This window comes from Enterococcus alcedinis (assembly GCF_014635985.1).
GTDB lineage: Bacteria > Bacillota > Bacilli > Lactobacillales > Enterococcaceae > Enterococcus_I > Enterococcus_I alcedinis.
Genome location: NZ_BMDT01000003.1, coordinates 29,580 through 50,929, shown reverse-complemented (window position 1 = coordinate 50,929; position 21,350 = coordinate 29,580). Strand labels below are relative to the sequence as shown.

Genomic DNA, 21,350 nt, shown 5'->3' with positions numbered 1-21,350 from the left:
GAATCTTAGTAGGTGCTTTTTGACAAAAAAGAACTCCAACTGTCCCTTCTTTTCAAATTATGCTATCCTTATCTTCACTAGGGAGGGATTTTATGAAGTATTACGATCAACATTTACATACCTTTTTATCCTTTGATTCCAATGAACAGTTTGAAAACTATTTGATCCACCAACCCGAATTTTTTGTTGCCACTGATCACTTTGACTTAGAGAATTCAGGGACGGGCTTTAAAGATGATATTCCTGATTATCATGTCTTAACGAAGAAACTGGAAGAACTACAAGAAACGACAGCTACTAAGCTCTTACGAGGGATTGAAATCGGTGTCGTTCCTGGCCAAGAACAAAAAATCATGGATTATTTAACGGCACATCCGTATGATTTAAAGCTGTTAAGCATTCATCAAAACGGAAAGTTTGATTACATGGACGATCGTGTCTTAACGATGGACAAATTAACTGTCGTTAAAACCTATTTTGATCAAATGTTAGCTGTCTTAGAGAAATTCCCAGACGGACATATTTTAACCCACTTTGAATACGGTTTGCGTCGTTTTGATTTTACTGAAAAAGAGCTCGAAGAACACTTCGAAAAAGAATTAACCGCTATTTTCAAAAAGGTCATCGAGCGTGACTTGGCTTTTGAAGTCAATGCTAAAAGTTTTGGTAAGTATCAAAATGCCCACTTATACCGTTATGGCATTCCTTTGTACCAAAGCTTAGGTGGAAAATTATTTACACTTGGTTCGGATGCCCATGTCGCGGAAGACTATCGCTTACTTTTCCCGGAAATGAGCCAACTCCTAAAAGAATTTGATGTCAATCAACTCGTTGTCTTTCAAGGAAAAGAACGCTTTTTAACTGAATTACCTTAATAAATGTTTCACGTGAAACAAAAGATACGCCCGACAGTTTTTAATTTGTCTGGACGTATCTTTTATTTTTTATCCCCAAGCATCTAAAAGAACTTTAACACTCGCAAACGCATTGTTCGCTGCCAATTCCAATGTCGCTTCAAACGTTTCGGGCGCTTCTTGCCCGACATGATCTGAGACACCCCGAATATTTAACACCGGAATCTGATAAAAATGAGCGACTTGCGCAATCGCCGCGCTTTCCATATCAGAAGCCACGATTGTTGGAAATTTTTGGCGAATCGTTGCAATCGCTGAAAGGTCACTCATAAATGAATCACTCGTGACAATTAACCCTTCTCTCGCATCGATTTCCGCTTGTTTTAAAATCGTTGCCGTTTTTTGCAACAAGGCCTCGTCCACCGGATACTGCGCTGGCATTTGAGGCACCTGACCGACTTTGTAACCAAATCCTGTTGCATCAACGTCACTATAAAGGAACGTTGGACTATAAATGACACTTCCTAAAGGAATATCCGATTGAAAAGCGCCCGTTGTTCCAGTATTAATGATGAGATCTGGTTTGATTTTTTCACACAACCAAGCACTCATTGCAGCGGCGTTCGTTTTTCCAATGCCTGATTCGACAAGGTACAAATTGGCATGGACTTCTTCAATGATTGTTTTGCCACGTCGCCAAACCATTGTTGAGGGGAAAAAATTTCGTAACGGAGCTAATTCCTCGGACATTGCCGCTATCACCGCTATTTTCACTTTATTCCCCCCAGATTGTTTCAATCGATTCTTCGACTTCAACTTTTGTCCCATCAAAGGTTTCTTCAATGTATGCTTGGACTTCTGGTGAGTGATACAATTCACCTAATTTTTGGAGTGCCGCTTCATTTTCGCGTCCTTCTTTCGTAACGATCACGTTAATCGTGGCACGTAAAGCCGTATCCGCTTCTTCATGGAAAATAGAATCCTTTAAGACATTTAACCCGCCTTCTAAGGCAATCGTATTACTAATTAGAACGACATCAACGTCGGGTAAAATTCTTGGTCCTGTTAGATCATCGATTAAGGTAAATTTCAGCGATTTCGGATTTTCAATAATATCGTCAGGCGTGCCGATCCCATCATCAAAATCCGCTTTTAACTTAATTAATCCTGCAGTTTCTAGTAAACGTAAGCCGCGCGTTGTATTCGATGGATTATCCGCTAATGCAATGGTTGAACCTTCTGCAATGTCTTCAACCGATTCAAATTTCTCTGAGTAAATCCCTAAAGGTTCAACATACGTTGTCGCAATTGGTACTAATTTATCTGGACTTGATTCGTTAAAGCTTTCTAAATAACCAATCGACTGAAACGCATTCGCATCCACATCTCCATCAACGGTTGCCGCGTTGGTAATTGGTCCGCCGGTAATATTTTTCACTTCAATTTCGATGCCCGCTTCTTTCGCTGCCTCTGATTTGGAAATAAAAGTCCAAATATCTGCATCGGAACCAACCGATCCAACAATCACTTTTTCGACTGCTTGTTCTGAAGCGATTGATTTTTTCTCTGGTGTTTCCGCATTTGATGCTTTGCCACAACCGCTAATTAGTATAATACTCGCAAACAATAAAAACCCATAACCAACTTTTTTCTTTTTCATTTTCATTCTCCTTTTTATTAGTGCATTGTCATACCACCCGTAACATTGATGCTTTGTCCTGTCATATAACTCGCTAATGGACTGGCCAAAAATAAGACCACATTTGCCACATCTTGCGGTGTTCCTGTTCGACCGAGCGGTACTTGACTTTGATCTTCTGCTAAGACTTGCACCGCACTCATCCCTCGTAGTTGCCCACCTTCGACCCGTTCACGATGTTTCATTGGCGTCTCGATAATACCCGGACAAACGGCATTGACTAAAATGCCTTTTGAGGCGACTTCAATCGCTAAGGTTTTCGTTAGACCAAGAACCGCATATTTCGAAGCCACATAAGCAGACATCCCACGATAGCCATTTTTTCCGGCTTGTGAAGCGATTAAAATCACCCGTCCAGATTGTTTGAAGGTGGTCATTAGACGGACAACATACTTGCAACTGAGATAAACGCCGCGCGCATTGACTGCTTGGACGCGGTCGTAATCACTCGTTTGACTCTCAATTAAAAAGTCCATCGTTGAAATCCCTGCAACAGCTACAAAAATATCAGGAACCAACTGATATTCTTCTAATTGCTTAACCAAAGCAATCAGACTGTCTTCTTGTGAGACATCAACCTGTATTTGGTGCAACGTTTCCGTTATTTTTTCCAATTTTTTTGAAGTGTAAGCAATATCCGCAGCAATGACGATTGCGCCTTCTGTCAGAAAATGCTCAACAACTGCCTCACCGATGCCTTGTGCCGTCCCAACCACTAGGACAACTTTCAAGCGTAAATTCGGGAAATACATTAGCCCACTACGCGTCGTTCAAACGCATCCTCACTAATGCCATCCGCCAATACAATTTTGGCGTATTCTTTGGCACCAAATAGTGAATGATCGCGATAATTGCCGCAACTTTCAAGCGATACACCTTGAATGTCTTCAAACTTTGTTTCATAGGCGATAATATTCAAAACTTCTGTCAAAGCAATCGCGATTTCCTTTGCACTTGGCACACCCCAAGTAATTAAATGAAAACCCGTCCGGCAACCAAAAGGTGAAATATCAATAATCCCATCAATCCGATCGCGTAATAAGTCGGCTAATAAATGTTCAAACGTGTGGACAACCCCCGTTGGTAATTCTTTTTCGTTCGGTTGTAAGAATCGAATATCGTAATTGGCAATGACATCCCCTTTTGTACCTTGTTCTTCTGCAATTAAGCGAACATACGGTGCCTTTACCTTTGTGTGATCTAATGTAAAACTTTCAACTTCTGCCATTTTTTTCTCCTCCAAAAATAGATTATAAAATAAAAAAACCGCCCCTTCGCCAAAATGAATTGACGAAGGGACGGATATTTTCCGTGTTACCACCCAAATTTATGTTGTTTTCACAAACAACACCTCAACAGTTTCAAATAAAACCTGACAATGTAACGGTCGCACCCGTCCATAAAGCGTGAACCTTATGGAAAACTCTGAGTTCATCTTCACGATTTTCTTTGTTCCTCTTTTTCACCAAACAGAGGTCTCTACAAACAAAAGCCATCGTTACTCTTCTCATTAACGTTTCATATGAAATTAATGATACTTTAACGAAACTTCTTTTAATTGTCAAGTGATAACCTACAATTAAATTAAAGAGTCAATGATTCACCGACTGCTAAGACTTGGCCGATACCGGCTAACTTCGCCACAAATGCGTGCGGATCTTGTTCAATTATTGGAAAGGTATTGTAGTGAATCGGTACAACTTTTTTGGCTTTTAAACGCTTAGCCGCACGGACGGCAGCCTCTGGTCCCATCGTAAAATTATCACCAATTGGCAAAAAAGCCACATCAATGTCATATTGTTCACCAATCAAAGACAAGTCGCTAAAATCTGCCGTGTCGCCGGCATGAAAAATCGTTTTTCCTTCCGCTTCAATCATGATTCCCGCAGCCTCTCCCATATAAAGGGTCTGCTCGCCAAAAGTGTAGCTTGAACTATGCAAAGCCGGAGTGAGCGTCACTTTTCCAAATGGAAAATCATACGACCCACCCAGATTCATCCCATGTGTTCGTTTTACTCCTTGTGTCGTGGCAAAATCACAAATCTCAACCATACTAATCAATAAAGCCTCATTCGCTTGACCGATTTCAACCATATCACCCACATGATCATTGTGACCATGTGTGACCAATACGTAATTGGCTTTGACTGTCGTAACTTCTAAATCGGTTAAAGGATTCCCCTTAATGAACGGATCAATTAATAAGGTTTCTCCATTTGCCAATTCTATTCGAACAACAGAATGCCCATGATAATAAATCTTCATGCTTTTTCCCTCCTTAAATTAAAACGCTTTCTTATATTGTATCATACAAAAACACACGAAAAAGTTTCCTTCGTCGTGTGCATGTTGTAGCTATAAATTATTTGATGACCATGAAACGCTCAGCGTCATTCATGAATTCTTTTTCAGCAGCTGGTGCTTTGATTGAACCAAATGGCATTTGTGCTGTTAATTTCCAGTTTGCTGGAATATCCCAAGTTGCAGCAACTTCTGCGTCAATGATTGGGTTGTAGTGTTGTAAGCTTGCGCCAATGTTTGCTTCTGCTAAGGCTACCCAAACAGCGTGTTGTGCAATTCCTGTTGATTGGTCTGACCAAATTGGGAAGTTTTCTGCATATAAAGCAAATTGTTCTTGTAACGCTTTAACAACGCTTGTATCTTCAAAGAATAAAATCGTGCCTTTACCTGCTGCGAAACTTGCTAATTTTTCTTGAGTATTTGGGAAAGCTTCTGCTGGTGTTAATGGTTTTAATGTGTTTTCAACGATGTTCCATAATTTTGCATGTGCGTCATCCATTAAGATAACAACACGAGATGTTTGTGAGTTGAATGATGATGGGCTTGCTTTAACAGCCGCTTTAATTAAATCTGTTACTGCTTCTTCTGAAATTGGTAAATCATTTCCTAAAGCATAAATTGAACGACGGTTTTCTAACATTGAAATATAGTTTGACATGTAATTTTCTCCTTTTAAGTAAACAAATTAGTTTTATTTCGAGATATATTACCTCGAATTCGTACTAATCATAATCGATAATAAAACAATCGTCAAACAATTGAACTCGAAAAAGAACAAAAAAAGAAAATAGCGTCTTCGGCCATTTCCTTTTCTTGAGTTAAATAAACGGATTGTAAAAACGTCCGCCATTAATTTTAAACAGGCTTAAGCTGATACCAACAATGAAAACAGCGAGCAACATCAGTAGAAAATCACTTCTTTTAAACGGTTGTTCCACATACCATGTTCGGGTTTTCTTTTGACCAAAACGACGCAACTCCATCGCTGTACTAATTGTTTCAATTCGATCAAGACTTGAGAAAATAAGGGGCACGATAATTTGTGCAACGCCTTTCACGCGTTGGATAAGCTTCCCTTTCTTAGACATTTCATAGCCTCGAGCTTGTTGCGCTTGAGAAATCGTGAAAAACTCCTCTTGAATATCTGGAATATAACGCAAAGCAAGTGCGACTGCATAACCAATTTTATAACTGACGCCAATTTTATTTAAACTCGACGCAAAGGAACTCGGATTGGTCGTTAATAAAAAGACAATCGCTAGCGGAATCGTACAAAAATATTTCAGCGCTAAATTAAACAAATAAAAGACTTGCTCTTGTGTCAGAGTAAAACGGCCCCAGCCTTCTAAAAGGACATGACGCGTTCCGTAGATAAAAACACCATATTCGGGTTCAAAAATATAAACCATCACTAAATTTAAGATTGAAAAGACGGCAATAAATTTAATGACAAACGAAATTTGATGCCATTTTATTTGCGATAAAGGAAATAACCCAATCGACAACAGACTGACTACGATTAAAAATCGCGTGTCATAAGTTGTCATGCAAGCAATCGATACGAGTAATAAAAAGACCAGTTTGGCGGTTGGATTCACACGATGAATCAAAGTCTCGCCTGGATGGAACCCCAGTGTTTGTTGTTCTTTCATCTGTGAGTCACCTCTTTTTCGCTATCGATAAAATGTTGGGTAAAACCGATTGGATCGACTAAGCCAATTTGTTTGGCAAAGGTGAATAAGCTCGTTTCTTTGAGTGACGCTTGTTCAACAAAGAGTGGTGACGTTAAGATTTCAATCGGCGTGCCATCCGCTAAAATGGTTCCTTGATCGATCACCAAGGTTCGTTCACTATACTCGAGCATCAGATGCATGTCGTGCGTAATCATCACAATGGTTTTACCTAATTGGTTCAACGTATCTAAAAAGGTCATCATTTCCGTGTAGTGGTGGTAATCTTGACCCGCTGTTGGCTCATCTAAAATAATCATCTCAGGTTCTAAAACTAAAATCGAGGCAATCGTTACGCGTTTTTTCTGTCCGTAACTTAACGCTGAAATCGGCCAATTACGAAATGGATACAAGCCACAAATCGTTAAAACTTTCTCGACTCGTTCTTTGATCATTTCTTCCGACACATGACGTAATCTCAATCCAAGTGCGACTTCATCAAAAATCATTTTTTGAGAAATCATCTGATTTGGGTTTTGTAAGACGTAACCAATTTTATCCGCTCGTTCTTTAATTGAATCGTGCGTTAAATCGATTCCTTTCCAAGTCATCGCCCCTTGGGCCGCAATAAAACCACAAATGGCTTTAAAGAGCGTTGATTTCCCCGCACCGTTTCTGCCAACAATACTGACTTTTTCGCCTTGTCCAATGGTTGTTGTTAAATTCTCCAAGACAAAACGGTCATGCTTACGGTAACGGTACGTGATATTTTCTAGTGCTAACAAAGGTTCTTTCGCAATGGCTGGCTCTTTAACTAAAGAATCCCCTTGCCAATTTTGCATTTGTGCTTTTAGATTTGGACCATTAACTGTTTCAACATCCGCAATCGCGGTAATTTGGTCCAAATCGACACCGGCTTTTTTCATTGCGGTAATATATAACGGCTCCCGAATACCACTTTCAGTTAAAATATTCGTCTTCAATATTTTTTCTGGCGTATCATCGGCAATGATTTTTCCTTCGTTAAAAATAATAATACGATCGACAGGACTCGCTAAAACATCTTCTAATCGATGCTCAATAATCACGATTGTCGTTTCATTTTTTTGATGAATGCGATCAATTAAGTGAATTGCCTCTTTACCTGCCGCAGGATCTAAATTGGCTAACGGCTCATCGAATAACAAAATTGGTGCCTCATTAATCAAGACGCCTGCCATCGATACTCGCTGTTTTTGTCCACCAGAAAGATCTTGTGGGCGCTTGTCTAAATGGCCATCAATCGATACGACTTCGGACCAATAAGCGACTTGTTCGTGCATCTTTTTTTGTTCAACGGTATCATTTTCAAGCACAAAAGCAATGTCTTCTGCCACAGTTAAGCCAATAAACTGACCGTCTGTATCTTGTAAAACTGTACTCGTACTGAAAGATAAATCAAACAGGGAATGGCTAGCTAAATCTTTGCCATTGATCTGAACTGCACCACTTAAATGCCCTTCGTATTGATTTGGGATCAGCCCATTGATGCAATTGGCAAAGGTTGACTTCCCACTTCCTGATGGTCCGACAACAAGAATTTTTTCGCCTTCGTTAATCGTCACATTCAGATTTTTTAACGTTGGCTCTGACTGACTATGGTATTGAAACGTAAAATCAGTAAACTGAATCATTGGTTTTTTCATCTTGTCTTCCTTTCTCTTTTTTTCGATACGATGCACCAACGACAAACGAAAAGCCGAGAAATTCCTCTCGGCTATTTTGGTTTACGGGTTTGAATGCGCTGCTGACACAAAACACGCATTCGTTCACCTTGGTTAATCTTTTTTCAAGCTGCCTGCTTTAACTTGTGTTGCTGCATAAGCTTTCATTAATAATGTCCCAATAATTGCGACAGAAATCGCATTAAAAGTAGCTGAAACAATCCCTTGTGTGAAGACTTTTTTAGCTGGTTCTGCATAAATTAAAACATCTAATGCTGGAGCTAATAACCCCCAAACAAGTGCATTACCAACGATTTGATATAAATTAAATGTAATAATTTCTTTTTTAGCAAATATGCCACTTTTCAAATCAATTTTACGCCCTGCATAGCCATAAATCAAGCCCATGACACCGGAACAGATAATCCAGCTCCACCAAGGTGTCCCGTATGTTAAATCTTTTAACGTATGACCGATAAAGCCGATTAAGCCACCGGCAACGGGTCCAAATAAAACTGACATTAAAGCTAAGAATGGATACGCTGTTTCTAAGTTAGTATTTGGCACGCCCGGTACTGGAATCACTGCAAAACGCCCTAAAATAACAAATACCGCCGAACCGATTCCGATAGCTACAATTGTTTTAACTGAAATTTCTTTTTTCATTCGTTTTCCTCCTCGAAGACAATTTTCTTCGCTTTTCTTAATTCAATTTTCCAATCAATCCCCGTACCAATTTGATACAACTCTGAAAAAGATGCTTGGTTGACTGCCACGCCTATATTGACCAAGGAATTGATATAGACTAGTGGTTCACCAACGTTAACATCCGCAAATGATTTGGCAAATTGTAATAAGTTTTGATAGACTTTTCGCCCTTGGTGGAAAATCGTTACTTGTAATAAATCTCCATGTTGAATATTGGATTCTTTAAAGAAAGCTAACGGAATATTGGTCCAAAGTGAACCAAAACGCACATCTAACACATCAATACTTCCCGTCAAACGACCTTCTGATAATTGTGCTTCTTCAATGGTTAACCATTCAATGCTTTCGAGCGCTACGACTTCACCTAGTTCTTCAAAAGTAATTTCTTGACTAGCCAAACGTGCACCATTATAGGCATAAATATCACGTCCGTGGAACGTATGACTCTCTTCTGAATGCGGTAAACGACTCGTCACCTCATCAATTTCGCGAATCTCTTCAATTCCATCATAATGCTGAATATGTGTCAGCGTGCCGTTATCTGGCGTAATAATATAATGGCCTGATTTTGTTTTACAAACAATGCTTCGACGCGTACTTCCAACCCCTGGATCGACCACCGAAACAAAGACTGTACCGACAGGCCAATACTTCACCGTCTGATACAAGCGATACGATGCCACCCAAATATCATATGGTGGAATTTCATGTGTCAAATCACTGATCGTAATTTCGTTACTTACCATGCGTGCTACACCATACATCGCACTCACTGCACCGTCTCCTAACCCAAAATCGGTTTGCAGTACTAAATATTTCCCCATTCTTTTCACCAACCCTTTTCAAATTTCCCTTTTTCATCACTTAAACGAAAAAGACACCGTTATTGTACCATTAATCCCTTATCAATTGGCGACTTTCCTTGATTTACTGCTGTCCTCTAAAATAAGAATGATTATAAACTTGAAAATCGCGCTCTTTTAACTCTTTTGCCGCATCGGCTAGCCAATTGGTATTTCGAATCAGGCCTCGACCAATTGCGACCAAGTCGGTTTGATTGGTCTGTAATAGAAATTCGCATAAGCCCGGGTTGTCGAGTAAGCCGACCGCTGTCACTGGAATCGAAACCGCTTCTTTTATCTGCGTGGCAAAAGGAACTTGATACCCTGCATGAATTGGCATATTTGGTGTCCTATCAAGTAAGCCGCCAGTCGATACATCGATGCAATCGATCCCATCGGCTTCCAACCATTGTGCCAATGTTTGCCACTCTTCTAAGCTATTTTGCGGTTCCGAATAATCGCTTAGTGAAAGACGAATCCACAAGGAACCTTGATAAAATTGCCGAATTTCTTGAATAATTTCTCGGACAAAACGATAGCGATTTTCTAAAGTTCCCCCATACTCGTCTTTTCTTTGATTCGTTTGAGGGGCTAAAAATTCATTCAATAAATAGCCGTGCGCACCATGAATTTCAATCATATCGACACCCGCTGCAATGGCTCGTTTCGTTGCGTCAATAAAATCTTGTTGCGTTTGTTTGATCATTTCTTTGGTCATCTCATGCGGCCTTTTGTACGTCTCGTTAAATGGAATCGCACTTGATGCAATCGGTTGTACGGCATCTTTGGCTTTACGTCCCCCATGACCTAACTGGATACCGACTTTCGCCCCTAAAAAATGGAGGGTTGCCACTAGTTCTTTTAGTTTTTGTGCTTGTTCTTCATTCCATAAACCTAAATCTTGGTTCGTTAAGCGACCGTCCGGAGCTACAGCTGTCGCTTCAATAATAATCAAACCAACTTGCCCAATTGCTCGTGCACCGTAGTGAGCAAAGTGAAACGGTGTCGCAACCCCATCTTCTTTGTGGACTTCATACATACACATCGGTGGCATCACAACGCGGTTTTTTAACGCTAATTTAGCAATCTGAACAGGTGATAATAATAATGACATGCGATTCTTCCTCTCTATTTATGATTATCCTTACTTTACCAAAAAATAACTTCTTTGCCTATTTTGGGCCAAGGCAAGTTCGTTGACCCTCAAAAAAATGCATGCTACTTTAGACCTACAAATTATGTATCGGAGGATGACATCATGCATTTTCATCAAAAACCAAATACGATTGTGACTGAGGTTCAATTGAATGTCCAAGATTTTTCAAAAATGAAAGATTTTTATACAACCATTTTAGGCTTAAAAATAATCAACGAAACGCCTTCAACGATAGCATTTACAGCGGATGGTCAACAAGTCTTATTAACACTCGTTGCGACACCTGATTTTTCACCACGACCAAAACGTTCTGCTGGGATGTATCATTTTGCCCTTTTATTACCAGAACGCTCAGATTTAGCTAACTTTACCGCTCATTTACATCAAGCCGGTTATCCTTTTGCCGCAGCCGATCACAGTGTTAGTGAAGCTCTTTATTTAACTGATCCTGAGGGCAATGAAATTGAGATTTACATTGATCGCGTACCAGAAGAATGGACATGGCAAGACGAACTCGTTGAGATGACGATTGATCCGTTGAATTTCAATGCACTTGCACAACAACAAACAGCCGCTGGTTGGCAAGGCATCCCAACGAAAACGATTATGGGTCATTTGCATTTATATGTTTCGGACTTAGAACAAACGAAAGACTTCTACACGAAAGGCCTTGGCTTTGATATTGTTAGCCGTTATGCCAATCAAGCACTCTTCCTTGCAACCGGTCAATATCACCACCACATCGCCATTAATACATGGATGGGTGTTGGCGCACCAAAATCCCAACCGAATCAGTTAGGCATGGCTTTTTATACGCTAAAATATCCAGATATAACGGCTTTAAACCAAGCAATTGAACACTTAGAAGCACTCGGTCATAGCGTTCAAAAAAATGAAACAGGTGCAACCGTGACGGATCCTTCAGGCATTCGTGTACAACTGGTTTCTGCTTAACGACACTAAAAAAAACAGCTTCTTGGCCAATCACGCCATGGAAGCTGTTTTTATTATTCATAAACTTTAGCCATACTGCCTTCAATATCGACAAAATAATCTTGTTGTTTTTCTGGATCGACATAAACCGTTACCTCGTCACCTAAAAAAGGGAGTGGATTCAAGCGTAATAAACGACTTTTGAAAAGGAAATAATCGCCTTTTTTATCTTGATACGTGCAAGTAAGATACATTTGATATTGTCGATTGACTTGAACATTTGAACTTTCAATTGTTAAATTCGTTGCTTGAATTTTCTTTCCATGTGCTTTTAATGCTTCTTCTCTTTTTCGTTTACGACTGTTCCGAAAAAGAACGATGCCACCAATGATTAGTAAAACCAATGCTGGTAAGCCGAACGAGGCTAAGAAAATCAAGCGGAAAAGGATTGTTTGCTCTAACGGCAAGGTATTCGTTGTCGGACTGATGACTTGAGCAAATAACGCCAATGCAAAAAAGAAAACACCCATACCGATCAAAAAATAACCGATCCAACGCGTATTCAAATAGACACTTTTTTGTTTCATTTGATCTCGTTCCTTCCTTGTTCCTTATGAATGATTTTACCATACAGACAGCGAACATCGAGAATACTTTCTTCGTTTTGTTTTATTTGTTACACTTGAAGCAACAACTTTAAAGGAGGACATTATGACGAATAAAATTATTTATACCGCTATTACCTTACGTCCTGAATATTTGGATACTTTACAAGCTCTTGCTCCCAATTATGAATTTCGTAATCCAGAGACCCCCATTTCTACGGAGGAGCTCGCTCAGGTGGAGATGTTACTTGGTTGGCATCCTGAGATTGGTCAACAAATTTTAGCTTTAGAAAATCACTCTCTCAAGTGGATACAAGCCAATAGTGCGGGTGTCGACTATTTGGATTTAGCTCAGCTTGCTGAACAAGGCATTTTACTAAGCAACATGAGCGGGATTCATGCCATTCCAATTGCTGAATCGGTTATCGGTATGCTTTTAACTCGTTACCGCGGCATTCAAGCGTCTATTTTAGGACAAGCCAAGCGTGAGTGGGTTTCTTATGAGACCATTTCTTATGATGAGTTAAATGGTAAAAAAATGCTGATTATCGGTCCTGGAAAAATCGGTCAACGATTAGCACTTATTTCTCAAGGTCTAGGGGTAGAAGTTTCTGGAGTGAGTCGCAGCGGTCGCCAATTGGAACATTTTAAAACCATCTATAAACAAGCCGATGCCGCACAACATTTCGCCGAATATGATATTATCGTCAATATTTTACCACTAACGAAGGAGACGCATCATTACTACAACGATTCTTTCTTCCAACAAATCAAACCTGGCGCAAGCTTCATCAACGTCGGGCGTGGCCCAAGCGTTGATACAGACGCTCTAATTCGTGCGTTGGAAACCAAGCAGCTAAGCTTCGCTGGATTGGATGTTTTTGAAGAAGAGCCTTTGGCAGCAGATAGTCCACTATGGGCGATGGAAAATGTATTGATTACACCACATATTTCTGGTTTAGTTCGTCATTTCCAACAAAAAGTCACTGAAATTTATCGCGAAAATTTGACTAGTTATCTGACGAATCAGACCTTAACACGCAATCCAGTTGATTTAACAGCTGGGTACTAAAAAAGAAACGGATGCGTAAGAAATGGCTTTTTACTAGCTACTTTCTTACGCGTCCGTTGTTTTTATTTTGACTCGTTTACTTTATCAATGAAACGTTTGGCAATCGCTTCGACACTCCCATAACCAGCTGTTGCAACGTCTTGCGTTAACGCACCACCCACTCCGACTGCCCAAGCACCTGCAGCCATCCATTGATCGATATTATCGATTGAAACACCTCCTGAGGGCATCATCTCAGCAAATGGCAACGGACCATGTACGTCTTTAATGAAATTGGCACCGAATAGACCGCCTGGGAAGAGTTTAACGACATCTGCGCCACTTTCCATCGCGGTAACCATCTCCGTTACGCTGCCACAACCAGGTAAATAAGGAATCGCATAACGATTACACACCACACTAATTTTTGCATCGAAATGTGGACTAACGATAAATTGCGCACCCGCTAAAATGGCTTCATTAGCCGTTGCACTGTCTAGAACGGTCCCTGCACCAACGACCACCTCTACATCCGTATTTTTTTCCACAAATGTACGAATCGCCTGAGCAGCATTTGGTGTTGTGTACGTCAATTCTATATTTTTAATGCCTCCTGCCACACATTTTTTGGAAATAATTAACGCTTCTTCAACCGATTTCCCTCGAACTACGGCAAAGACATAATTTTCTTTTAATTGATTTAAAATCGTCATTTTTCTCGACATTTTTAACGCCCTCTCTGTGTGTTTTCTTTGAATTCTTGAAGTTCTACCAAAGTAGGTAACGCTTCATTATCACTAACATGTTGCACTTGGATGGCCCCAATCGCATTGGCATTTTCAACTGCTTCTGGCAGTGAAAGTTTTCGGAGTAAACCATCAATAATGCCAACCGCAAAACCATCGCCTGCTCCGACCGTATCCACAACTTTTTCCACTAGAAACCCCTCAACCAACTGCTTCTCTTGATTTTGGCTTTTGACAAACGCTCCTTGTGCCCCATTTTTAACCACAACGTGTGACACGCCACGCGTTAAATAATAATCCGCGATTTCCTCCGTTGTCGTTAATCCTGTCAACAATTGTCCTTCCTCTAAACCAGGTAAAAAAATATCTGAAAGGACCGCTAATTCATTAATCGTTTGAATCATTAATGCTTCGGATTCCCATAAACTTGGACGTAAATTCGAGTCAAACGTCAATAAGCAACCGCTTTCTTTTGCTTGCTGTATCAAATAAAAGCAGGCTTCTCTAAACTCTGGGCTAAGTGCGGCTGGAATGCCGGTTAAATGGACAAGTTTTAACTGACTGAAATCAATCCGGTCAATATCTGCTTTCGTCATTTTCGAAGCCGCACTGCCTTTACGATAGTAGAGGGTTTTTGGATCGCCTTCTTTAACCTTATTCTTATACATGATACCGACTGGCAAGGTCGGTTCCCTTAAAATATAAGGTGAAGCCAATTGCTCTTTTTCAAGCGCCTGATAAATATAATCACCCATTTCATCCGTACTAATTTTCGTTAAATACGAAACTTGGTGCCCCAATCTTGATAAACCAATTCCGACATTGACTTCCGCTCCAGCAAGTCCTTTCGTAAAATGGTTCACTTCTGCTAATGAACCATACTCTTGCGCATAAAATAAAACTAGCGGTTCTCCGACTAACATTACATCTGCCATTTTCAGTCTCCTCTCTTGTTATAAATGCTTTCATAGCTTTATGTTTATCGATAAACATAAAGAGTGATATAAAAACCGATTGCTCGGTTTTTAGGGTTTGATTTGAGTTGATTCCCTGATTTTCAAGTGCGCTGGAAGTTTGGTTATCTTGGCTTGCCCAACTGTCTTTTGATTGATTTTGGCAACAAGTTGGTTCAATGATTCCACACCTAAATCATAGGAGTTTTGGTGAATCGTTGTTAACGCTGGCGTCATGACTTTAGCCCAAGCTAAATCATCAAAGCCACAAATACTAAAATCTTGATTAATCACATAGTTGGCTTGTTTCATTAATTCCAAAAGCTTCAGAGTCATCAAACTATTGGCGCCAAAAATAACGCGTGGTTCCGGATAAGTGTAAAAATCCTGTAAGGCAGCTGCCAATTCCGAGTCCATCGCTGGATTCCTTAAATAAACGACCCCTTTTAGGTTCTTTTCCGCTTGTGCTACCATGACTTTTTCAAAACTATTGCAGCGCTCTTGCCGAACCGTATTCGAAAGTTCATCACAAAAAAAGCCAATCGAGCGAAAACCTTCATCCACAAGAAACGCCAACATGTCTTGCACAGCACCTTGGTTATCAGTCGTAACGGTATCTATTTTTCCTTGACTGACGCCACGATCCAGTAAAATCATTGGAAAGCCACTTTCGTTTAAGACTAGCAAGTAGTCCTCGTTATCACCGGACGTATTGACGATGAGTCCATCGACTTGATTGTCCAAAAGTTTTTCAATTTGTTTGCGTTCATTTGCTGCCGAGTTATCAGAAATCGCAATGAGCAAAGTGTAATCCAACGCTTCACATTTATCACTCAATCCTTTAATAATCATCGCTGAAAAGGGATTTTCGATATCGGCAATCACTGCGCCAATCATCCGACTTTTTTGTGATTTCAACGAGCGTGCCATATGATTCGGTCGATAATCGAGCTCTTGAATGACGGTCGCAATTTTATCACGGGTTTTTTCAGACATGTATTCGTATTTCTGATTTAAATAACGGGAAATCGTCGTTTCACTGACGCCAACTTTTTGAGCAATGTCTTTAATTGTAACTGATTTATTCATACTTTAATTGCTCACTTTCTTTTTTTGTTTATCGATAAACATAAACCGCTTACAAAGAGAATAAAAGATTTCAGGCCGAATGTCAAGACCTGAAATCTTTTATTCTTTATTCAATTGGTTGGATTACTTTTGAATGTGCTTGATGCTTGGAACCAAAAAATAAAACAATTAGTCCGACCAAAGCAAGTAAGGAAGAAACCGCCAATAACGTTAGTAAGTTTGTTTGTTCGAGTATGACCCCGCTTAACGGAGCACCGATGCCACTACCAATTCCTAAATAACAAACACCCACGGCCGCTTGCGCTTTTACGGAATATTTTGCCGGTAAAACGGTCCGAATAAATTGAATATTTCCTGCCCAAAATAGCCCGTTACCAAACATTTGTAACATTTGCGCGAAATTTAAAAAGAACAGATTCGGCGCAAGCATAATTAGGAAGATACGTAAAAAAGCAAAGAAGAATGACATGAGCATTAAACGACGAATACCTACACGATCCAATAATTTCGTAAACAAAATGGCTGCTGGTATTTCACTTGAAGCAAGTAAAAACGTTCCGATGCCATAGCTTTGATTGTCGCCACCTAATGAACGATAAACATCAATCAAGAAACTAGAAGACATCTCTTTTCCAACAAATGAAAAAATCACTGCTAACAAGAAATACTTAAAAACGGGATATTCTTTAAAGAGTGCTTTAAAGGAAACTTGCGCTTCCTTTTCATCGTGTGCTGCTTCAATGCCTTTAATTTTTTCAATACTTAAAACGGCCAATAGTAACGGAATAAATAAGAAGAACTGTGCCATTAAAATGGTCTGTGCTTCGACCAATGAACCAATTAATAAGGCACTAATCGCATAACTCAAGGAACCTGCTCCACGTGCCACAGGATAATTGACTTTTTTTCCTTGGTAAAAATACAACGTCGACATGGCATCAATAAAAGACACCATGCTAAAAGATGAGACACCGTATAAGATAAAGACAAAGGTCATCCCCAAAAAGGCAGGTTGTAGCAATTGCACACCGGTCATCGCCATACTAACAACAACCATTGCGGCAATCAGTTGATTAAAGGAAATTTTTGCTTGAAATTTTTCCATAAAATTCGCAATGGCTGGTTGAAAGATCACGCTAAATAACGCCCTTAATCCTAAAAATAAGCCGATTTGTGAATGATTAAACCCTTGTTTTTGCAAAACAGGAACCATATAACCAATAAAACACGCCGAAACAGCGTAAAAACTACATTGCAATAACACATATTGATAGTGCAGCTTCTTTTCCATCTTTACTCCCTAACCATCTCTATTATTTGATTAAACCATTGAACTAAATAAATACTTCTCAACTAACTGATACGTTGCCTCGATTGAATCGCGATGTGTTCGCTCATACGCATGACTTGCTTCAATCCCAGCCCCGATCAATCCGTGTTTTACATCCGCTCCGGCACGCATCGCCGCTGAAGCATCACTACCATAAAACGGGTAAATATCTAATTTGTATGGAATATTATTCGCTTGGCAAAGCGCCACAAAATGATTGCGTAAATCTAAATGATAAGGACCCGATCCATCTTTCACACAAATCGATACCGTATACTCATCGGTTTGCTGGTCATCGCCCATTGCACCCATATCAACCGCAACGTATTCAACGACTTTGTCATCAATATTGGAGTTGCCTCCATAACCGATTTCTTCGTTATTTGAAAATAAGAAATGAGTTGTATACGGTAATTCTTCGCCTGTTGCTTTGATTTTTTCTAAAAACACTAATAAAATCGCCGCACTGACTTTATCATCTAGGTGACGTGATTTAATGAATCCACCATCGGTAATTTCGGTTCGTGGATCAAAACTGATAAAATCGCCAACTTCAATCCCTAACGCCCGTGTTTCTTCGGCGTTGGTCGTTTTTTCATCTAAACGAATTTCCATATTGTCCTGATTACGCTCAGCCGTTGCCGCATCTTTATACACATGGACACTTGTTTGACGCATTAAAATCGTCCCACTAATTTCTTTCCCTGTTTGTGTATGAATCGTACAATATTCACCTTCAATCGCATTAAAGGTAAAGCCGCCGACGCGATCAAGTTTTAGTCGACCATTTGGACGAATCCCACGAACCATTGCGCCTAACGTATCAATATGCGCCGTAATAAAACGATGCTCTTGCGTATTTTTACCGGGAACGGTTACAATTAAGCTCCCTTTTCGATTTTCTGTCGTTTCATAACCCATTGCACTTAATTTGTTCGCTAAAAAATCAATAATCGTACGCGTATACCCCGTCGGTGACGGAATCATCGTTAATTCCTTTGTTAATTCCAATAAATTTTCCATAAAAACACTCCTCATCTACTTGATTGAACTTTCTCTATTATATCTGACTTACCGCCTGATTCCTATGCTAATTCGACGAGAAAAACAGAATAAACTGCTGAAATGTAATGGACTTAAAATAATACTCATGGGATTCTCAATGGACATCCATTTTCGTGACCTACTTGCTTATTGCTCCTTAATTACCAATAAAAAGGATTCAATAATTACAAACTTCGTAGTATTGAATCCTCTCAAATTGACTTTCTGGGATACGTCGAGTCAAATCACATATAAATGTTTCATAGTTCCATCTTAATTATTTTCAAATAAAATAAAAAGCGATAAAATGACTGTCAATTCAGCCTTTCTATCGCTTAATATTTCATAATTTTCTTAACATGAATAAATTATCAGAATCGTCATTTGTGAAAATTTAAATGAAACATCATTTCAGATACTCGTGGAATGTTAAAACAACCTTTACTTCTAATTGTTTTTTATCCGATGTGATAATTAACAACAGCACCGATTAAATTAGCATCATTTTCAAATTGACAAATCGCAATATTGGGACGAATCCCAATCTGCTTTTTCCCTAAAAATAATGTTTCAAATTTCGCGTTTATTCTTTGTAGTAAATCACTTCTTTTTGAAATTGCACCACCAATTAAAATAATTTCTGGATCAATACTCATCTGTAAATTATATAATCCAATTGCCAAAAAATGAAACATCTTCTCAACTTCCTCGAATGCTATCGGATCATTTTTATCCGCTAAATCAAATACTTCTCTACTCGTCATTTTATCACAAGAATAGCCTTTTCTTTCTGAAACTCTCTTAGCTAATGCTACTGGTGAAGATAATTGACTAAAATTTTGTTCCTCATTTAGTAGCATATAACCGAATTCACCTCCTACTAAGTGATAACCTTTTTCTAATCGTCCATGCTTGATGATTGCTCCACCAATCCCTGATCCTAAAACAAGGACTAAAACATCTTTCTTTCCTTTGGCAGCACCTAAAGAAACTTCTGCTAAAGCAGCACAATTTGCATCATTTTCTAAGCGAATAGGTAGACCTAAACATGACTCTAATGATTCAATAAAGGTCTCTTGATGAATATATTTTATCGCACTTGTTCCCTCAATTATTTTTTCTTCCACATTTACTGTCCCTGGCAAACTACATGCGCATCCAACCAAATTGTATTTCTTTGCGAGTCGTTCTTTAATTCCAACGACTTTTTCTAAAAAAGAAGTGAATGTTTTAGGTGTTTTAAATTTTCCCTTTTCATGTAACTCTTCCTGGTACCAGACAGAATATTTCACAGCGGATCCACCCAAATCTAAAACAAACAATGATTGTTCAGTCATTTTACTCATCCTTTTCATTCCCAAATCGTCAAACAGTTTTAATTTCTAAACCACATAACTTCATGATGTATTCAACAAACATCGCATTTGACCAAGAAAACCACTCGCGAGTATAAACAAAAGGATCATCTTTATGAAAACCTTCATGAACTAAATTAGTGTCTGCATCTGTTTTCTCAAAGTAATCCAACAACCGCTGATGATCTGCTGGATTAATAGATGTCATCCCTTCAACTGCCAAACTAATATGCCAAATATAATCTGGATGTGTATGTGGACTACCAATACCCTTTGCAAACTCACCTTCAAAATAGTATGGATTTTTTTTACTCAGAATCATTTTACGTGTATTCTGATAAATTTCATCTTCTACATCACAATAACCAATATAAGGTAGTGACAGTAGACTAGGTACATTCGCATCATCCATTATCAATGTGTTTCCTAAGCCATCGACCTCATAGGCATATACTTCACCAAAATCACTATCATTAATCACAGCGTTCTTCTTAATACCATCTTGGATAAGATTTCGTAATGTTTCCACTCGTTCAGCCAGTGTCATATCTTGATAAAAAAAATTATTTATTTCTAAAATGTAATTTAACACCACTGTAGCAAACATATTCGATGGAATGAGATAACCGTATTCACAACGATCATCACTCGGTCGAAAACCTGACCAGGTCATTCCTGTATAAGAAACCTTAGTTCCTTGCCCATCATTTGGTAAAATTGACGTATATCTCGCACCCGGACGCTGAAAAGTATAATCAGATTTTTTAAAATGTTCCTGTTCAGTTTCCCAAACATCTAATATATTTAGTATGACTTTAAAAAATAAGTCATCAAAATGATTACTCTTTCCAGTATTCTTCCAGTACAAATAAGATAACTGAATCGGAGAACAAAGGGAGTCAATTTCATATTTTCGTTCCCAAACATTTCCGGTCATTTTGGTCAGATCAGTTTGATGCCCCTTATTATTGTTTTCCTCGTTAAATGCATTAGCATAAGGATCATGTAATACACATATTTTTAGTTTTTTTATTACCCCTTCAATTACTCTTTGCAATGACTCATCGTGTTCAGCAATCAATAAATATGGTCTTAATTGATTGACAGAGTCACGTAGCCACATCGCAGGAATATCTCCTGTCACCATAAAAGATGTTTCTGTTTGCTCATCATAAGACAATGTAGTTTCTAAAGTATTTTTATAACAAGCTTTAAACATTTCGACGATTTTAGGTCTATCTTGAAAAACAATTTCTACTCGATTGATTACATCTGCTTGATTTTTCATTCTATCTCCTCAGCCTCATCACT

The 21,350-nt window shown here is 39.1% G+C and carries 22 protein-coding genes and 1 other annotated feature; of the genes, 3 read left to right on the top strand and 19 right to left on the bottom strand.

All coding sequences use genetic code 11. The features are described from left to right. Positions 1 to 92 precede the first annotated feature (92 nt). On the top strand, positions 93 to 875 hold the full coding sequence (locus IEV09_RS04880; RefSeq protein WP_188367146.1) for a PHP domain-containing protein: 783 nt from the start codon (positions 93 to 95) through the stop codon (positions 873 to 875). Positions 876 to 944: 69 nt separating this feature from the next. Here IEV09_RS04880 and IEV09_RS04875 read toward each other — a convergent pair whose 3' ends face one another. From IEV09_RS04875 to IEV09_RS04825, 11 genes are all read right to left on the bottom strand, one after another. Further along, positions 945 to 1,628, bottom strand: coding sequence for a 5'-methylthioadenosine/adenosylhomocysteine nucleosidase (locus IEV09_RS04875; protein WP_188367145.1), 684 nt, complete (start codon positions 1,626 to 1,628; stop codon positions 945 to 947). A gap of 1 nt (position 1,629) precedes the next feature. Beyond that, the gene (locus IEV09_RS04870; protein WP_188367144.1) at positions 1,630 to 2,514 is read right to left on the bottom strand and encodes a MetQ/NlpA family ABC transporter substrate-binding protein; all 885 of its coding nucleotides are present in this window, start codon (positions 2,512 to 2,514) and stop codon (positions 1,630 to 1,632) included. Positions 2,515 to 2,531: 17 nt separating this feature from the next. Beyond that, entirely contained in the window at positions 2,532 to 3,305 is a 774-nt protein-coding gene (locus IEV09_RS04865; protein WP_188367143.1) for an SDR family oxidoreductase, read from the bottom strand. Then, positions 3,305 to 3,781, bottom strand: coding sequence for an S-ribosylhomocysteine lyase (locus tag IEV09_RS04860; RefSeq protein WP_188367142.1), 477 nt, complete (start codon positions 3,779 to 3,781; stop codon positions 3,305 to 3,307). The genes IEV09_RS04865 and IEV09_RS04860 overlap by 1 nt, the downstream gene beginning before the upstream one ends. Positions 3,782 to 3,844: 63 nt before the next feature. Continuing rightward, positions 3,845 to 4,076: a binding site (T-box leader), on the bottom strand. Between the two features lie 61 nt (positions 4,077 to 4,137). Next, positions 4,138 to 4,818, bottom strand: a complete 681-nt coding sequence (locus IEV09_RS04855) for a metal-dependent hydrolase (protein ID WP_188367141.1) — start codon at positions 4,816 to 4,818, stop codon at positions 4,138 to 4,140. 97 nt (positions 4,819 to 4,915) lie between these two features. Further along, positions 4,916 to 5,512: a nitroreductase family protein gene (locus tag IEV09_RS04850; protein WP_188367140.1), complete on the bottom strand. Its 597-nt coding sequence runs from the start codon at positions 5,510 to 5,512 to the stop codon at positions 4,916 to 4,918. 160 nt (positions 5,513 to 5,672) lie between these two features. Continuing rightward, entirely contained in the window at positions 5,673 to 6,506 is an 834-nt protein-coding gene (locus IEV09_RS04845; protein ID WP_188367139.1) for an energy-coupling factor transporter transmembrane component T family protein, read from the bottom strand. Next, positions 6,503 to 8,209, bottom strand: a complete 1,707-nt coding sequence (locus IEV09_RS04840; protein WP_188367138.1) for an ABC transporter ATP-binding protein — start codon at positions 8,207 to 8,209, stop codon at positions 6,503 to 6,505. The genes IEV09_RS04845 and IEV09_RS04840 overlap by 4 nt, the downstream gene beginning before the upstream one ends. 132 nt (positions 8,210 to 8,341) lie before the next feature. Then, positions 8,342 to 8,893, bottom strand: coding sequence for an ECF-type riboflavin transporter substrate-binding protein (locus IEV09_RS04835; protein WP_188367137.1), 552 nt, complete (start codon positions 8,891 to 8,893; stop codon positions 8,342 to 8,344). Continuing rightward, complete coding sequence (locus IEV09_RS04830) at positions 8,890 to 9,759, bottom strand: SAM hydrolase/SAM-dependent halogenase family protein (protein WP_188367136.1); 870 nt, start codon at positions 9,757 to 9,759, stop codon at positions 8,890 to 8,892. Before IEV09_RS04830 ends, IEV09_RS04835 begins: the two co-directional genes overlap by 4 nt. A 103-nt stretch (positions 9,760 to 9,862) precedes the next feature. Then, positions 9,863 to 10,891 carry an NADH:flavin oxidoreductase/NADH oxidase gene (locus tag IEV09_RS04825; protein ID WP_188367135.1) on the bottom strand — a complete coding sequence of 343 codons (1,029 nt, stop codon included), beginning with the start codon at positions 10,889 to 10,891 and terminating at the stop codon, positions 9,863 to 9,865. Between the two features lie 144 nt (positions 10,892 to 11,035). On the opposite strand from IEV09_RS04825, the gene IEV09_RS04820 reads away from it, so the two are divergent. Next, on the top strand, positions 11,036 to 11,887 hold the full coding sequence (locus IEV09_RS04820; RefSeq protein ID WP_188367134.1) for a VOC family protein: 852 nt from the start codon (positions 11,036 to 11,038) through the stop codon (positions 11,885 to 11,887). 53 nt (positions 11,888 to 11,940) lie between these two features. On the opposite strand, the gene IEV09_RS04815 is transcribed toward IEV09_RS04820, so the two are convergent. After that, a complete protein-coding gene (locus IEV09_RS04815) occupies positions 11,941 to 12,453 on the bottom strand; it encodes a DUF3592 domain-containing protein (RefSeq protein WP_188367133.1) in 513 nt (170 codons plus the stop codon). Positions 12,454 to 12,577: 124 nt separating this feature from the next. On the opposite strand from IEV09_RS04815, the gene IEV09_RS04810 reads away from it, so the two are divergent. After that, positions 12,578 to 13,543 (top strand): phosphoglycerate dehydrogenase, encoded by a 966-nt coding sequence (locus tag IEV09_RS04810; protein ID WP_188367132.1) that lies wholly within the window; start codon positions 12,578 to 12,580, stop codon positions 13,541 to 13,543. Between the two features lie 62 nt (positions 13,544 to 13,605). Here the strand turns inward: IEV09_RS04810 and IEV09_RS04805 are convergent, their stop codons facing one another. From IEV09_RS04805 to IEV09_RS04775, 7 genes are all read right to left on the bottom strand, one after another. Next, on the bottom strand, positions 13,606 to 14,247 hold the full coding sequence (locus tag IEV09_RS04805; protein ID WP_188367131.1) for a bifunctional 2-keto-4-hydroxyglutarate aldolase/2-keto-3-deoxy-6-phosphogluconate aldolase: 642 nt from the start codon (positions 14,245 to 14,247) through the stop codon (positions 13,606 to 13,608). A 2-nt stretch (positions 14,248 to 14,249) separates the two neighbouring features. Then, the gene (locus IEV09_RS04800) at positions 14,250 to 15,203 is read right to left on the bottom strand and encodes a sugar kinase (protein WP_188367130.1); all 954 of its coding nucleotides are present in this window, start codon (positions 15,201 to 15,203) and stop codon (positions 14,250 to 14,252) included. 90 nt (positions 15,204 to 15,293) lie between these two features. Further along, entirely contained in the window at positions 15,294 to 16,310 is a 1,017-nt protein-coding gene (locus IEV09_RS04795; protein WP_188367129.1) for a LacI family DNA-binding transcriptional regulator, read from the bottom strand. 106 nt (positions 16,311 to 16,416) lie between these two features. Further along, positions 16,417 to 17,601: an MFS transporter gene (locus tag IEV09_RS04790; RefSeq protein WP_188367128.1), complete on the bottom strand. Its 1,185-nt coding sequence runs from the start codon at positions 17,599 to 17,601 to the stop codon at positions 16,417 to 16,419. Positions 17,602 to 17,631: 30 nt separating this feature from the next. Further along, complete coding sequence (locus tag IEV09_RS04785; protein ID WP_188367127.1) at positions 17,632 to 18,663, bottom strand: M42 family metallopeptidase; 1,032 nt, start codon at positions 18,661 to 18,663, stop codon at positions 17,632 to 17,634. 479 nt (positions 18,664 to 19,142) lie between these two features. After that, a complete protein-coding gene (locus IEV09_RS04780) occupies positions 19,143 to 20,030 on the bottom strand; it encodes an ROK family protein (protein ID WP_188367126.1) in 888 nt (295 codons plus the stop codon). A 19-nt stretch (positions 20,031 to 20,049) separates the two neighbouring features. Beyond that, a complete protein-coding gene (locus IEV09_RS04775) occupies positions 20,050 to 21,327 on the bottom strand; it encodes a glycoside hydrolase family 125 protein (RefSeq protein ID WP_188367125.1) in 1,278 nt (425 codons plus the stop codon). Between the last annotated feature and the right edge of the window lie 23 nt (positions 21,328 to 21,350).

Coding starts and splice junctions, on each gene's coding strand:
- IEV09_RS04880 (WP_188367146.1), top strand. CDS start 93: ATGAAGTATTACGATCAACATTTACATACCTTTTTATCCTTTGATTCC.
- IEV09_RS04870 (WP_188367144.1), bottom strand. CDS start 2,514: ATGAAAAAGAAAAAAGTTGGTTATGGGTTTTTATTGTTTGCGAGTATT.
- IEV09_RS04865 (WP_188367143.1), bottom strand. CDS start 3,305: ATGTATTTCCCGAATTTACGCTTGAAAGTTGTCCTAGTGGTTGGGACG.
- IEV09_RS04860 (WP_188367142.1), bottom strand. CDS start 3,781: ATGGCAGAAGTTGAAAGTTTTACATTAGATCACACAAAGGTAAAGGCA.
- IEV09_RS04855 (WP_188367141.1), bottom strand. CDS start 4,818: ATGAAGATTTATTATCATGGGCATTCTGTTGTTCGAATAGAATTGGCA.
- IEV09_RS04850 (WP_188367140.1), bottom strand. CDS start 5,512: ATGTCAAACTATATTTCAATGTTAGAAAACCGTCGTTCAATTTATGCT.
- IEV09_RS04845 (WP_188367139.1), bottom strand. CDS start 6,506: ATGAAAGAACAACAAACACTGGGGTTCCATCCAGGCGAGACTTTGATT.
- IEV09_RS04840 (WP_188367138.1), bottom strand. CDS start 8,209: ATGAAAAAACCAATGATTCAGTTTACTGATTTTACGTTTCAATACCAT.
- IEV09_RS04835 (WP_188367137.1), bottom strand. CDS start 8,893: ATGAAAAAAGAAATTTCAGTTAAAACAATTGTAGCTATCGGAATCGGT.
- IEV09_RS04830 (WP_188367136.1), bottom strand. CDS start 9,759: ATGGGGAAATATTTAGTACTGCAAACCGATTTTGGGTTAGGAGACGGT.
- IEV09_RS04825 (WP_188367135.1), bottom strand. CDS start 10,891: ATGTCATTATTATTATCACCTGTTCAGATTGCTAAATTAGCGTTAAAA.
- IEV09_RS04820 (WP_188367134.1), top strand. CDS start 11,036: ATGCATTTTCATCAAAAACCAAATACGATTGTGACTGAGGTTCAATTG.
- IEV09_RS04815 (WP_188367133.1), bottom strand. CDS start 12,453: ATGAAACAAAAAAGTGTCTATTTGAATACGCGTTGGATCGGTTATTTT.
- IEV09_RS04810 (WP_188367132.1), top strand. CDS start 12,578: ATGACGAATAAAATTATTTATACCGCTATTACCTTACGTCCTGAATAT.
- IEV09_RS04805 (WP_188367131.1), bottom strand. CDS start 14,247: ATGTCGAGAAAAATGACGATTTTAAATCAATTAAAAGAAAATTATGTC.
- IEV09_RS04800 (WP_188367130.1), bottom strand. CDS start 15,203: ATGGCAGATGTAATGTTAGTCGGAGAACCGCTAGTTTTATTTTATGCG.
- IEV09_RS04795 (WP_188367129.1), bottom strand. CDS start 16,310: ATGAATAAATCAGTTACAATTAAAGACATTGCTCAAAAAGTTGGCGTC.
- IEV09_RS04790 (WP_188367128.1), bottom strand. CDS start 17,601: ATGGAAAAGAAGCTGCACTATCAATATGTGTTATTGCAATGTAGTTTT.
- IEV09_RS04785 (WP_188367127.1), bottom strand. CDS start 18,663: ATGGAAAATTTATTGGAATTAACAAAGGAATTAACGATGATTCCGTCA.
- IEV09_RS04780 (WP_188367126.1), bottom strand. CDS start 20,030: ATGAGTAAAATGACTGAACAATCATTGTTTGTTTTAGATTTGGGTGGA.
- IEV09_RS04775 (WP_188367125.1), bottom strand. CDS start 21,327: ATGAAAAATCAAGCAGATGTAATCAATCGAGTAGAAATTGTTTTTCAA.